This is a genomic window from Nocardioides pyridinolyticus (genome assembly GCF_054653575.1).
Genome location: NZ_BAAIFY010000003.1, coordinates 17,188 through 30,429, shown reverse-complemented (window position 1 = coordinate 30,429; position 13,242 = coordinate 17,188). Strand labels below are relative to the sequence as shown.

Genomic DNA, 13,242 nt, shown 5'->3' with positions numbered 1-13,242 from the left:
CGTACGCCCGCTATTGAACACTCGTCAATAGTGTCGCAGCCTCCGGGCGAGGTACGGCGCCGTCGCGCTGCCGTCCGCGCGGGCCACCTCCTCCGGGGAGCCCGTGGCGACCACGCGGCCGCCGGCGTCGCCACCGCCGGGGCCGAGGTCGATCACCCAGTCGGCCGAGGCGATCGTGCCGAGGTCGTGCTCGACGAGCACGACGGTGTTGCCCGCGTCGACCAGCCGGTGCAGCTGGCGGAGCAGCAGCGTGATGTCGGCGGGGTGCAGGCCGGCCGTCGGCTCGTCGAGGAGGTAGAGCGCGTGGCCGCGGTGGGCGCGCTGGAGCTCGCTGGCGAGCTTGATCCGCTGCGCCTCGCCCCCGCTCAGCTCGGTCGCGGGCTGGCCCAGTCGCAGGTAGCCGAGGCCGACCTCGCGCAGGGTCGCCAGGCTGCGGGCGGGCGCCGGCACGTCGGCGAGGAACTCGCCGGCCTCGTCGACCGACATCGCCAGCACGTCCGCGATCGTCCGCCCGCGGTGGGTCACCTCCAGCGTCTCGGCGTTGTAGCGCGCGCCGTGGCAGGTCGGGCACGGGGCGTAGGTGCCGGGCAGGAACAGCAGCTCGATCTCCACGAAGCCCTCGCCCTGACAGGTCTCGCACCGTCCCTCCGCGACGTTGAACGAGAATCGGCCGGCGCCGTAGCCGCGGGCGCGGGCCTCGTCGGTGGCGGCGTACAGCCGGCGCACCGCGTCGAACAGGCCGGTGTAGGTGGCCAGGTTGGACCGCGGCGTCCGGCCGATCGGGCGCTGGTCGACCAGCACGACCCGGTCGAAGGACGCCGTCACCTCCGGGTCCCCGGCGAGCACCTGGCTGACCAGGGTCGACTTCCCCGACCCGGAGACCCCGGTGACCGCGGTCAGCACGCACAGCGGGAACTCGACCGAGACGTCGCGCAGGTTGTGGCGGGTGACACCGTCCAGCCGCAGCCAGCCCTGCGGCGACCGGGCGTCGCGCTCGACCCGGTCACCGCGCCCCGCGAGGTAGCGGCCGGTGACCGACGACCCGACCTCGGCCAGGCCGTCGACCGGCCCGCTGTAGAGCACCTGCCCACCGCCCTCGCCGGCGCCCGGGCCGATGTCGACGACCCAGTCGGCCCGGCGGACCACGTCCAGGTCGTGCTCGACGACGAACAGCGAGTTGCCCGCGGCCTTGAGCCGGTCGAGCACGTCGAGCAGCGGCTCCGCGTCGGCGGGGTGCAGCCCGGCGGACGGCTCGTCGAGCACGTAGACCACGCCGAAGAGGCCCGAGCGCAGCTGCGTCGCGATCCGCAGCCGCTGGGCCTCACCCGGCGAGAGCGTCGTGGAGGGGCGCCCGAGGCTGAGGTAGCCCAGCCCGAGGTCGAGCAGCACCTCGATCCGGGCGACCAGGTCGGCACAGATCCGCTCCGCGGCCTCGGCGACCTCCTCGGCGACCTCGGGAGCGGCCCGTAGCACGCCGGCCACCTCCGCGAGCGGGAGCGCGTTGACCTCGTCGATCGGGCGGCCGGCGTACGTCACGGCGAGCGCCTCCGGCCGGAGGCCGCTGCCCCGGCACTCGGGGCAGGGGACGCTGCGGACGAACCGCATCGCGCGCTCGCGCATCCGCTCGCTCTTGGAGTCGGCGAGCACGTGCATCACGTGGGCGCGGGCGCTCCAGAACGTGCCGTAGTAGCCGTAGTCGACCCGGTCGCGCTCCGGCTCGACCAGCACCTGCGGCTGCTCGTCGGTGTAGAGCAGCCAGTCGCGGTCCTTCTTCCGCAGCCGGCGCCAGGGACGGTCGATGTCGATCCCGAGGCCGGCGACCACGCTGCGCAGGTTGGCGCCCTGCCAGGCGCCGGGCCAGGCCGCGATCGCGCCCTCCCGGATGCTCAGCGACGGATCCGGCACGAGCAGGTCCTCGGCGACGTCGTGCACCTCGCCGAGCCCGTGGCACCGCGGGCAGGCGCCCGCCACGGTGTTGGGCGAGAAGGCCTCCGCCTCCAGCCGCGGCGCCCCGCGCGGGTAGGTGCCGGCCCGCGAGTAGAGCATCCGCAGCAGGTTCGAGAGCGTGGTGATCGTGCCGACCGTCGAGCGGGCGCTCGCCGCGCTGCGGCGCTGCTGGAGCGCGACCGCCGGGGGCAGGCCGGTGATCTCCTGCACGTGCGGCGCGCCGACCTGGTGCAGCAGCCGGCGGGCGTACGGCGCCACCGACTCGAAGTAGCGGCGCTGCGCCTCGGCGTACAGCGTCCCGAACGCGAGCGAGGACTTCCCCGAGCCCGAGACGCCGGTGAACGCGACCATCGCGTCCCGGGGGATGTCGACGTCGACGTTCCGCAGGTTGTGCTCGCTGGCGCCGCGCACACGGACGAAGTGGTCGGTCGGATCGGTCACGCCGACCCGTACCCACTCACCGGGCTCGGACCATGCCCTAGATGTTGGAGCCGTCGGGAGGCAGGCCGGGCGGCGGCTGCGGGGACCCGCCCGCGGTCGACGACTCCGGGGTGGCCAGGCCCAGGGTGTAGGCCGTCATCGAGAGGGATCCGTAGGCGTAGCCGTCGACGAGGACCCGGGTGTCGCTGGTCTGCCCGGCCGCGTCGGCGAGCCCGGCGAGGTAGAGCGCCGGGATGAAGTGGTCCGGGGTCGGGACGGCGTGGGCGTAGTCGGCGTGCGCGTCGAGCGCGGCGAAGTCCGTGGGGTTGCCGAGCATCCGCTCCTTCGCGGCCTCGTCGAAGCGCTGCGCCCAGTCGTAGCCGTCGTCGGCGAGCTGCCAGTCCATGCCGCCCAGGTTGTGCACGACGTTGCCGCTGGTCGCGATGAGCACGCCCCGGGACCGCAGCGCGTGCAGCTTGGCGCCCAGCTCGAGGTGGTAGTCGAGCGGCTTGTCGGCGTTGATGCTCAGCTGGACGACGGGGATCGAGGCGTCGGGGAAGGCGTGCACGAGCACCGACCAGGTGCCGTGGTCGATGCCCCAGCTGTCGACATCGGCCCCGACCCAGGTCGGCTTGACCACGTCGCTGACCTCCGCGGCCAGCTCCGGCATCCCGGGCGCCGGGTAGTCGACCTCGAAGAGCTCCTGCGGGAAGCCGTAGAAGTCGTGGATCGTGCGCGGCCGCGGCATCGCGGTGACCGCGGTGGCGTTGATGTACCAGTGCGCGCTGACCACGAGGATCACGCGCGGCCGCGGCACGGACTGTCCGAACGCGCGCCAGGCGGCGGTGTACCGGTTGTCGGAGAGCGCGTTCATCGGGTTGCCGTGACCGAAGAACGCGGCCGGCATCAGCTCGGTCATGGTCCCAGTGTGCCCCTGGCCCTCAGGAGCTCCGCTCCGCCGTCAGGATCTCGTGCCGGGGCACGGGGTTGTCGCGCTGCGCCCGGCAGGTCAGGCGGCTCGCGGTCGCCTGGTCGCGGTGCGTGCGGACGGCGACCTCGTAGCTCCCGCCAGCCACGGTCCACGTGGAGGTGGTGACGTCGCCGTCGACCTGGCGCCGGGTCAGCCGCAGGTCGCCCTCGCGGGTCGCGCCGAGCTCGCGGCGCAGATGGATCTCCGCCGCCTGCACGGCCATCGGGTGCGACGACCGGCCGCGCAGGTGGTCGAGGTCGAGCTCGCCGGCGAGGTGCGCGCCCGCGACCGCGATCGACGACACCGGGTCGAGCCGCCCGTAGTAGAGGCCGTGCGGGAGCACGACCATGTTGGCCGCGAACCGGTCCCCGCCGATGTGCGAGACCTCCCAGGTCTCCTCGGGGTGGGCCTGGTCGAGCGCCCGGGCGACCGGCCGGCCGCGCTCGGCGCAGCAGGCGTCGTGGCGGCCGTTGGTGCAGACGCAGAACAGCGACCCGTCGTACGCCGCCAGCCCGCTGGTGCCGCCCTCGCGGAACGCCGTCAGGTCGAGGTCGAGCACCTCGCGCGGGTCGGTGACAGTGCCGGACTCCAGGCGCGGCGCGACCGGGTCGGCGTGGGCGGCGAAGACGCGCAGCCCGGCGCCGTCCGGCTTGGAGCTGAAGCGGCGGATCAGCAGGATCTTCGCCCGCAGCGCCCGCGCCTGCTGCTTGAGCGCGGCGCCGAGGCCGTCGGGCAGGCGGGCGTCGAGCAGCGCGTCGTCGCCCCACGGCCCGACGTGCTCGAGCAGCAGCCAGGTGCGGACATGGGTGGCCGTGCCGCCGACGGGCTCGTCCCGCAGCAGGCTCTCGGCCGCGCAGCGGAACGTCACGCGATCTCCAGCAGCCCTTCCCGGACCAGGCGCCGGCACAGGACCAGGCTGCTCTGCCGGTCGAGCGGGAGGTCGGCGGGGGTCAGGGTCTCGCGGGCGCGGACCTCCTCGAGGGCCGGCCGGATCCAGGCCGGGACCGTCATCGCGCGGTCGCCGAGCAGCACCTCGACCTGCTCGCCGCGGTCCAGCAGCACGCAGGGGTGGCCGGGCCGGCGGCGCAGGGTGGTCGACTCCTCGACCGTCCCGAGCACGTCGTGGAGCCCGCCCGGCAGTCGCGGCGGGCGGCTCGTGAGGAACCGCTTGACCTCCGCCTCGACCGCACCGACCGCGTCCACGCGGCGTACCTCCTCGGCGAGGGCGGTCAGCCGGTCGGCGAGCGCGCCGGAGAGCAGGGCGGGGTCGTCGAGGTAGCCGGCCGGCAGGTGCTCGTCGGGTACGCCGGCCAGGACGTCCTTCAGCGAGCGCTCGACCAGGCCGCGCCAGGTGAGCTGGTTGATGCCGATGGTGACGTGCAGGGAGACCGTGTCCTGCGCGCGGGCGGCGTGCGGGGTGCCGGTCGGGAGGTACATGGAGAGGCCGGGCTCGAGCAGCACGTCCTCGGGGCCGTCCTGCCCGTGGACCTCCCACAGCTTGGAGCCGGCGGCCTGGAACACGAAGACGTCGTGGGTGTCGGAGTGGACCGCGAAGCCCTGCGAGCCGGGCGGCGTGAGGTAGGCGTTGGCCTGGCACGGGTGGCCGAGCTCCAGCTCGAGCTCGGCGATGAGGCGGGTCAGCGGCGGCCAGTACCGGTGCAGGCCCTGGAACACGACGGTCGCGCCGTCGCCGAAGAGCGCGAGGGCCTTGGCCGAGTCGACCAGGCCGGTGAGCGGCTTGCCCGCGAGCGTCGCGCCGCGGGTGTAGGCGGACTCCGGCAGGACCGAGCCGTCCTTGGCCATCCGGATGGACGGCGTACGGATCGCCGTCGAGGTCAGCAGGTGGTCGGCGTCGTCGAGCGACAGCAGGCCGACCAGGTCGTCGGGGTCGGTGCGGTGGAGGTGCACGCGGGACGCCCAGACCTTGGTGAGGAAGGTCTGGGCGTCACCGCTCAGCAGGTCGAGTGCCGTCACTCGGGGCACTCAGCCGTCGGTGCCGTCGCCGTCGGTGCCGTCGCTGTCGCTGCCGTCGCTGTCGCTGCCGTCACCGTCGGTGGTGTCCGTGGCGTCGCCGTCGGAGCCGTCACCGTCGGTGCCGTCGGCGTCGCCGCCGGCGCTCTGGTCCACCACGGGACCGGTGGTCATGTCGTCGTCGCTCAGGGATCCGTCGGTCATCTGTCCTCCTCGAAGGTGGTGTGTCGCCAGTCTGCAGCGGCGCCGACCGGCGAACAAGGAGTACCCGGACTGATCGGCGGCTACTCCGGCAGCAGTCCCCGGCGGCGCGCGATCGCGGCGGCCTCGGTGCGGCCGGACGCGCCGAGCTTGCCGAGGATGTTCGAGACGTGGACCGACACGGTCTTCGCGCTGATGAACAGCTGCTTGCCGATCTCGCCGTTGGACCGGCCCGCGGCGACCAGCGCGAGGATCTCGGTCTCGCGCGGGGTCAGGGCGTCCGGCGGCGCCTCGGTGCGCGCCGGCGTGCTGCCGACCGCCTTGAGGTCCTCCAGGAGCCGTACGGCGCCGAGCGCGTGCGCCACCTCGCGGGCCGCGTCGCCGTGCTCGCGGGCGCCGGCCGCGTCGCCGGTGGCCCGAAGGATCCCGGCGAGCGCGGTGCGCACCCGGGCGAGCTCGTGCACGTGGCCGAAGTCCGCGAACATCACGATCGTCTCGCGCCACGTCTCGACGAGCGCGTCCTGCGGCGGGGCGTCGATCCCGGCCAGCCAGCGGAACCGCAGCGTCTCGGCGTCGAGCCGCTTGACCCACGCGCGGCCCTCCGGTCCCCAGTGGCCGGAGGGGTCGGAGTAGCGCTCGAGGACGACGTGACCGTCGGCGTGGATCCGGTCGACCCGCTCGGCGTACTGCGCGCGCTCGGCGGCCGACATCGACGGCACGACCCGGTTGATCGCCGCGATGGCCAGGGCGCCGAGGCGGATGCGGGCGCTGAACCACTCGTGCCAGATCCGGCTGAGCACGGCGACCACCTCGTCGTAGGCCTCGACGGCGCCGGCGGCGTCGCCGCGGTGGCCGGCGGCGTCCATCTCGACGGCGCTCGCGGTGATCGCCACCCCGCCCTCGCGGGCCCAGAACTTGCGCAGCGCGCGGGCCTCGTCCGACACGTCCTCGCCGCGGGCCAGCCGGATCTGCAGGCGCAGCGGCTCGATGAGGGCCCGGGGGATCGGCGGCGGAGACTCCTGGCTGAAGTCGGTCAGCGCCATCACGTCGTCCCAGCGGCCGAGCACGTCGTACACCCACGCGAGCTGCCACCGCGCCTCGAACGCCCAGGGGGCGAACGGGATGCCGGCCTCGGCACCGCGCTCGACGGTGCCGCGGAACCACGCGATGGTCTCGTCGAACTCCGCCCAGTCCTGGTAGGAGCGACCGAGCAGGTAGCGGGCGCGCAGCTCGGAGGAGAGCGCGCCGGACTCCTGGGCCCGGGCGACGGCGTCGGACAGCGCCGCCCGCAGCCCCTCCTTCGGACCCGCCTTCTTCAGGCCCGACAGGGTGGTGATCACGTCGGCGGCGAGCTCGGCGAGGTCGAGCTTCTCGGCGAGGGTGAGGGCCTCCATGCCGACCGCCTGCGCCTCCTCGTAGCGGCCGTAGCCCGCGAGGACCCGCGCGTGGACGGCGAGCACCCGGGTGCGCAGCCCGCTCTCCCCGTCCGGGACCAGCGCGACGGCGTCCTCGATGACGGGGAAGGGGTCGGTGCCCTCGGTCATCAGCATCATCTGGGCCTGCGTGGCGAGCATCCGCGCTCGCCAGCTCGACGGCGCCTCGACCGGCAGCCGCTCGACCTGCTCGGCCACGACCTTCACCGCGCGCTCGGGGTCCCCGCTGGCCAGCAGCGCCTCGGCCGCGCTCACGACGAGCTTGGACAGGTCGAGGTCGACCCTCGCCGAGCGCCGCGGGTCGACGAGCAGCTGGAGCGCCTGCTGGTAGTGGTACGCCGCCTCGTCGGGGCCGCCGACCCGGGACGCCTCGTTGCCGGCCTGGATGCTGGCCGTCAGCGCGGTGTCGAGGTCCAGCGCCAGCCGGGCGTGCCGGGCCAGCTCGGCCGCGGTCCCGCTCGCGGCGCCGGACCGGAGCGCCGCGACGTACCGGCCGTGCAGCCGCACCCGCTCGCCGGGCAGCAGGTCGTCGTACACCGCCTCGCCGAGCAGCGCGTGCCGGAAGGAGTAGCGGCCGTCGCTGGCGACCAGGATGTTCATCTCGACGGCCTTGCGCAGGCCTTCGTCGAGCGCGCCGTCGCCGAGCTCGGAGACCGCGGCCAGCAGGTCGTGGGCGACCCGGCGGCCGGCGACGCTGGCGGCGCGGACCACCTGCCGCGCGGTGTCGTCGAGCCGGTCGAGCCGGACGAGGAGGACGTCGGCGAGGTCGTCGGGCACCCACCGGCCCGGACCCGCGGCGGCGCTGGTGAGCTCCTCGACGAAGAAGGCGTTGCCCTCGGCGCGGTCGACGATGCCGCTCAGCTCCTTCTCGGCGAGGCCCTCGGGCACGAGCTCGGCGATGAGCGCGCGCACCGCGTCCTCCGGGAGCGGGGAGAGCGCGAGACGCCGCACGCCGCGGATCCGGCTCCACTCGGCGACCTGGCGGCGGAGCGGGTGGCGGCGGTGGAGGTCGTCGGAGCGGTACGACGCCACGATCGCCACGGGCCCCGAGAACGGCCGGGAGAAGAGGAAGCTGAGCATGTCGCGGGTCGACTGGTCGGCCCAGTGGGTGTCCTCGATGACGAGGAGCAGCGGGGCCTTGGCGGCGATGGCCTCCAGGAGCGCATGGACCGCCTCGAACAGGTCGCCGCGGTCGAGCGCGCTGCTCTCCTCGCGGTCCTGGTGGCCCATCATCCGGCGCCCGGGCTGGAGCCGGGCCAGGACGGGGTGCCGGGCGGCGACCTCGTCGACGGTCTCGGGGAGGTCGGCGGCGACCCGGCCGAGCACCTCCGAGAACGGGAGGTAGGGCAGCGCGCTGTCCCCGAAGTCGAGGCAGTGCCCGGCCACGACCTGCCAGCCCTCGGTGAAGGCGAGGTCGCGCAGCTCGGTCAGCAGGCGGGTCTTGCCGACACCGGCGTCGCCGGAGAGCAGCACAGCGGTGCCGGGCGTGCTCCCCTTCGTACCCGCGGACGCTCCGCCCGATGACCCCATTGACGAGGAGACGCCGAGCAGCGAAGCGACCTCCGCGAGCTCGGCGTCTCGTCCGACGAGTGTCCGAGAGGTGTGGGTTGCCACGTCGGACAGTCTGTCCTGTTCAGCTGTGGACTGCGGGGGCATTTCGCTCCGCCCGGGTCAGCGGACGGTGGTCCAGCCGACGTCTCCCGCGTCTCCCCGGCGGACCAGCGTCCGGCGGCGCCGGCGCCGGCGCCCGGCGATCTGGTCGCGGACGCGACCGACCCGGTAGTCCATCTCGCTCTTCAGCAGGTCCCGGTTCAGGTTGTTCTCGTACATGGTGGGCTCCTCAGCTCCGTGGTCGGTGACGAGGAGGTTGCTCGTCTGAGGTAGCCCGGCACATCGGGAAGGTGCCTTATCCGAGGCGTCGGAAGCGTCCGAGGGTCTTAGGCCGGGCGGCCGCCGAGCCAGGTCGCGGCCACCAGCGGGACACCGGGACGGTAGGCCAGGTGCACGTGGCTGGGCGCGTCGAGCACCACCAGGTCGGCCCGGCGGCCGGGCACGAGCGCGCCGACGTCGTCACGGTCCAGCGCCTCCGCGCCGCGGTACGTCGCCGCGTGCACGGCCTCGGCCGGCGTCATCCCCATCTCGCGGACGGCGAGCGCGACGCAGAGCGGCAGCGAACTGGTGAAGCACGACCCCGGGTTGCAGTCCGAGGCGATCGCGACCTTCACGCCGGCGTCGATGAGCCGCCGGGCGTCGGGGTAGGGCTGGCGGGTGGAGAACTCCACGCCCGGCAACAGGGTGGCGATGGTGCCGCTGTCGGCGAGGGCGGCCACGTCCGCGTCCACGAGGTGGGTGCAGTGGTCGACCGCGACCAGCCCGAGCTCGGCGGCGAGCTGCACGCCGGGGCCGGGACCGAGCTGGTTGGCGTGGAGGCGGCCGCGCAGGCCGGCCGCCTCGCCGGCGGCCAGGATCGCGCGAGCCTGGTCGCCGTCGAAGGCGCCGCGCTCGCAGAAGACGTCGATCCAGCGGGCGTGCTCCCGCGCGGCCTCCAGCATCGGGCCGGTCACGAGGTCGACGTACTCCCCCGGGTCACCCTCGGGCACGACGTGCGCCCCGAGGAACGTCGTCTCCTCGGTGAACTGCCGGGCCACCGCCAGCGACCTGGCCTCGTCGTGGACGGTGAGGCCGTAGCCGCTCTTGATCTCGACGGTCGTCGTGCCCTGGCGGCGCATCTCGGCCACGAGCCGGGCGACGTGGCTGGTGAGCTGCTCGTCGGTGGCCGCCCGGGTGGCCGCGACCGTGGTGCGGATGCCGCCGGCGGCGTACGGCGTGCCGGCCATCCGGGCGGCGAACTCCGGCGCCCGGTCGCCGGCGAAGACCAGGTGGGAGTGGGAGTCGACGAAGCCCGGGATCACCGCGCGGCCGCCGGCGTCGACGCGCTCGTCGGCGTCCGGGGCCGCGGACGCCGGGCCGGTCCAGGCGATCGTGCTGCCGTCCACGACGAGCGCGGCGTCCTCGATCGTGAGCGGCCCCTCGGGGTCGGCGGTGAACAGCTCGCCGATGTGGGTGATCAGGGTCGTGGCCACAGTGCTCCCACCGCCTGATCGAGCTCGCGCCCGATCTCCTCGTCGTCGGTGCTCGTGTAGACCCGCTCGCCCGCGACGACGACGTGGGTGACGTCGGCGGCCGTCGCGGCGTAGACGGCGGTGTGCTCGGCGGCGCCGGTGCCGGCGGTGCGCGGCGTCCGGGTGTCGAGGGTGACGAGGTCGGCCGGCTCCCCGACGGCGATCCGGCGCCCCGCCGTACCGACCGCGAGCAGCTCCGCCGCGGACCAGTGCCCGCGCTCCTGCGTCGCCAGCCGCTCGTCCATCTCCAGGCCGCGCAGCTCCTCGAACGGGTCGACGACCGCGTGGCTGTCGCTGCCGATCGTGAGGCGGCAGCCCGCCTCGGCCAGCCGCCGGGCCGGCCCGATGCCGTCGGCGAGGTCGCGCTCGGTGGTGGGCGTGATGCAGGCGTTGGTGCGGGTGCTGCCGAGGAGCTCGACGTCCTCGTCGGTGAGGTGGGTGGCGTGGACGACCGTCGTGCCCGGCCCGAGGAGGCCCTCGTCGTGGAGCAGGCGGGTCGGGGTGACGCCGTACGCCGCCAGGCAGGCCTCGTTCTCCTGCCGCTGCTCGGAGAGGTGGACGTGCAGCGGGGCGCGGCCGCGGAAGACGTGCAGCTGGTCGCGGGGCACCGCGCGCACCGAGTGGATCGCGGCCGGCCCGTCACCCACGCGCTCGGCCCACTGCTCCGCGGTGCCGTCGCTGTAGCGCCGCTGGACGCCCTCGGGGGGTGCGCCGAAGCCGCTGCTGACGTAGCAGGCGTCGAGCAGGGTGAAGCCGATGCCGGCCTCGCGCGCGGCCTCCCGGAGCGCCTCCCCCATCGCCGGCTCGGGGTCGTGGAGGTAGTGGAACTCGCTGACGCTCGTGTAGCCGGCCGCGACCATCTCCCGGTAGGTCGCCCGGGCGATCGCGACGTACGTGTCCGGCGTCAGCCGCTCGGCCACCGCGTACATCTGCTCGCGCCACGTCCAGAACGTCCCCCGCTCGCGCTGGGTCCGTCCCCGCAACGCCCGGTGGAACGCGTGGCTGTGGTCGTTGGTGAGGCCGGGGATGGTGAGGCCGGGCAGGCGGCGGGTTTCACCGGGTACCCGGTGAAACCCGCCCGACACGCCGTCGCCACCCGGCGTGTCGGGCGGGTTTCCCACGAGAAGTGGTGCCCATGTGACCGCTGTGATGAGGCCGCCCTCGACCTCGACCAGCACCTCGTCCCGGACGGCACCGTCGACCCACGCCCGCTCGAGGAGGTACGCCGACCTCGGGCCCGTCACCGGGTCAGCCGTTCGAGGGTGTCGGCCAGCGCCGAGACGCCCACGAGGCAGTCGGCGATCTCGGCGTGCTCCGCGGGCGAGTGGGAGACGCCGGTGGGGTTGCGGACGAAGAGCATCGCGGTGGGGATCCCCGCGGCCGAGAGGATCCCGGCGTCGTGGCCGGCCTGCGTCGCGATGATCGGCCAGTCCCCGCCCTCGTGGTCGGCGGCGACCGCCGCGGCCAGGTCGGGGTCGAAGACGACCGAGCCCGAGACCGACTCCGGGGTCACGGTCAGCGCGGTGCCGTCGCGCCGGGCGCGGTCGCTCGCCTGCGCCTCGATGGCCGCCGCGAGCGAGGCCAGCCCGGCGTCGGTCGAGCAGCGCGCGTCGAGCCACGCGGTCACGAGCGACGGCACGGCGTTGGTGCCGTTGGGCTCCACCACGACCCGGCCGAAGGTGGCGCGCTGCCCGGCCAGCCGGGCCTGCTTGTTCGCGCCGAGGGCGGTGAACGCGTAGGTGAGCATCGGGTCGGCCCGGTCCTCCATCCGGGTCGTGCCGGCGTGGTTGGCCGCGCCGAAGAAGTCGAATCGGTAGCGCCCGTGCGGCCAGATCTCGCCCGCCACCCCGATCGCCGCGCCCCGGTCGACGAGGTCGCGGCCCTGCTCGACGTGCAGCTCCACGAACGTCCCGACGCCGTCCAGCAGCGTCGACCCGCCACCGGGCAGCAGGTCGCCGAGCGCCACGCCGTCGCGGTCGGTCAGCGTCCGCGCGGACTCCCACGAGGTCGCGCCGGTCGCCAGCCGCGAGCCCAGGCACGCCAGCCCGAAGCGCGAGCCCTCCTCCTCGGCGAACACCGACACCCCGACCGGCCGCGCCGGCACGACGCCGCGCGAGCGCATCAGGTCGACGGCGGCCAGCGCGGACACCACGCCGAGCGGTCCGTCGTACGCGCCGCCGTCGAGCACGGAGTCCAGGTGCGAGCCGGTCAGCACGCCCGGCCCGTCGCCGGCGTCCCACCACCCCACGACGTTGCCGAAGCCGTCGGCCTCCACCCGCAGCCCGCGGGCGCTGCACTGCTCGGCGAACCACGCCCGGAGCTCCTGCTCCGGCGCCGTGAAAGGCTGCCGGAAGTAGCCGCCGCTGCGGGCCGACCGGCCGATCGGCGCGAGGGCGGCCCACATCCGCTCGAAGTCGTCAGGCACGCTGCTCCTCATGGAGTTCCAGGACGTCGTACGCCGCCGCAAGATGATCCGCAACTACAGCACGGCCCCGGTCGACCCGGCGGTGGTCGACCTCGCGCTGCGCAACGCGACCCGCGCGCCGAACGCCGGGTTCAGCCAGGGCTGGGCCTTCCTCCTGCTCGACACTCCCGAGGACGTCCGCCGCTTCTGGGAGGCGACCGCGGACGACATCGAGCACCCCGACCGGTGGCTGGCCGGGATGATGAAGGCCCCGATCGTGATCCTGCCGTGCTCGAGCAAGGCGGCGTACCTGGACCGCTACGCCCAGCCCGACAAGGGCTGGGCGGACCGGGACGAGACGCGCTGGCCCAAGCCGTTCTGGGACATGGACACCGCGATGGCGGCACTGCTGATCCTGCAGACGGCGACCGACCACGGCCTCGGCTCGTGCTTCATCGGCGTGCCGCCGCCGCGGGAGGCGGCCGTCCGGGCGGCGTTCGGGATCCCGGACGACTTCGACCCGGTGGGCGTCGTGACGATCGGCCACCCGGCCGAGACCGTCGGCGCGCAGGGCTCTCCCGCCAAGCGGGCGCGCAAGCCGATGGACGGCCTGGTGCATCGCGGGCGCTGGTGACACGAGCCCAGTCCACCGGCACCAGCGGACGCGGTCAACGACCTCGCCGCACGCCGGGTCTCGCATCCGAGACGTCTCGGGTGCGCCCGTGACGACGCCTCCGACCGGGCATCGCGCGGTCTGCGCCGGTCCCACTGGCT

The 13,242-nt window shown here is 74.5% G+C and carries 11 protein-coding genes; 1 reads left to right on the top strand and 10 read right to left on the bottom strand.

The genetic code is table 11. The features are described from left to right. Positions 1–24 precede the first annotated feature (24 nt). From uvrA to ACYQ0U_RS03650, 10 genes are all read right to left on the bottom strand, one after another. Positions 25–2,388: an excinuclease ABC subunit UvrA gene (gene uvrA, locus ACYQ0U_RS03695; protein WP_459969543.1), complete on the bottom strand. Its 2,364-nt coding sequence runs from the start codon at positions 2,386–2,388 to the stop codon at positions 25–27. A 37-nt stretch (positions 2,389–2,425) separates the two neighbouring features. Beyond that, on the bottom strand, positions 2,426–3,286 hold the full coding sequence (gene ygiD, locus ACYQ0U_RS03690) for a 4,5-DOPA-extradiol-dioxygenase (protein ID WP_459969541.1): 861 nt from the start codon (positions 3,284–3,286) through the stop codon (positions 2,426–2,428). Positions 3,287–3,308: 22 nt separating this feature from the next. Continuing rightward, the gene (locus tag ACYQ0U_RS03685; RefSeq protein WP_459969539.1) at positions 3,309–4,205 is read right to left on the bottom strand and encodes a ferredoxin family protein; all 897 of its coding nucleotides are present in this window, start codon (positions 4,203–4,205) and stop codon (positions 3,309–3,311) included. Continuing rightward, positions 4,202–5,311, bottom strand: a complete 1,110-nt coding sequence (locus ACYQ0U_RS03680) for a cupin domain-containing protein (protein ID WP_459969537.1) — start codon at positions 5,309–5,311, stop codon at positions 4,202–4,204. The genes ACYQ0U_RS03685 and ACYQ0U_RS03680 overlap by 4 nt, the downstream gene beginning before the upstream one ends. Before the next feature lie 9 nt (positions 5,312–5,320). Then, the gene (locus ACYQ0U_RS03675) at positions 5,321–5,512 is read right to left on the bottom strand and encodes a hypothetical protein (protein ID WP_459969535.1); all 192 of its coding nucleotides are present in this window, start codon (positions 5,510–5,512) and stop codon (positions 5,321–5,323) included. An 80-nt stretch (positions 5,513–5,592) separates the two neighbouring features. Further along, positions 5,593–8,556, bottom strand: coding sequence for a helix-turn-helix transcriptional regulator (locus tag ACYQ0U_RS03670; protein ID WP_459969532.1), 2,964 nt, complete (start codon positions 8,554–8,556; stop codon positions 5,593–5,595). Between the two features lie 57 nt (positions 8,557–8,613). Continuing rightward, positions 8,614–8,772: a hypothetical protein gene (locus ACYQ0U_RS03665; protein WP_459969528.1), complete on the bottom strand. Its 159-nt coding sequence runs from the start codon at positions 8,770–8,772 to the stop codon at positions 8,614–8,616. Positions 8,773–8,879: 107 nt separating this feature from the next. Next, a complete protein-coding gene (hutI, locus tag ACYQ0U_RS03660; protein ID WP_459969526.1) occupies positions 8,880–10,025 on the bottom strand; it encodes an imidazolonepropionase in 1,146 nt (381 codons plus the stop codon). Further along, complete coding sequence (locus ACYQ0U_RS03655) at positions 10,010–11,308, bottom strand: formimidoylglutamate deiminase (protein ID WP_459969524.1); 1,299 nt, start codon at positions 11,306–11,308, stop codon at positions 10,010–10,012. Before ACYQ0U_RS03655 ends, hutI begins: the two co-directional genes overlap by 16 nt. After that, positions 11,305–12,489: an allantoate amidohydrolase gene (locus ACYQ0U_RS03650; RefSeq protein WP_459969522.1), complete on the bottom strand. Its 1,185-nt coding sequence runs from the start codon at positions 12,487–12,489 to the stop codon at positions 11,305–11,307. Before ACYQ0U_RS03650 ends, ACYQ0U_RS03655 begins: the two co-directional genes overlap by 4 nt. A 10-nt stretch (positions 12,490–12,499) precedes the next feature. Between ACYQ0U_RS03650 and ACYQ0U_RS03645 the strand changes: the two genes are divergently transcribed. Continuing rightward, positions 12,500–13,102 carry a nitroreductase family protein gene (locus ACYQ0U_RS03645; protein ID WP_459969520.1) on the top strand — a complete coding sequence of 201 codons (603 nt, stop codon included), beginning with the start codon at positions 12,500–12,502 and terminating at the stop codon, positions 13,100–13,102. Positions 13,103–13,242: the final 140 nt, after the last annotated feature.

Bases quoted from the DNA above. Each gene is read 5' to 3' on its own strand.
- ygiD (WP_459969541.1), bottom strand. From the start codon at position 3,286: ATGACCGAGCTGATGCCGGCCGCGTTCTTCGGTCACGGCAACCCGATG.
- ACYQ0U_RS03675 (WP_459969535.1), bottom strand. From the start codon at position 5,512: ATGACCGACGGATCCCTGAGCGACGACGACATGACCACCGGTCCCGTG.
- ACYQ0U_RS03665 (WP_459969528.1), bottom strand. From the start codon at position 8,772: ATGTACGAGAACAACCTGAACCGGGACCTGCTGAAGAGCGAGATGGAC.
- ACYQ0U_RS03645 (WP_459969520.1), top strand. From the start codon at position 12,500: ATGGAGTTCCAGGACGTCGTACGCCGCCGCAAGATGATCCGCAACTAC.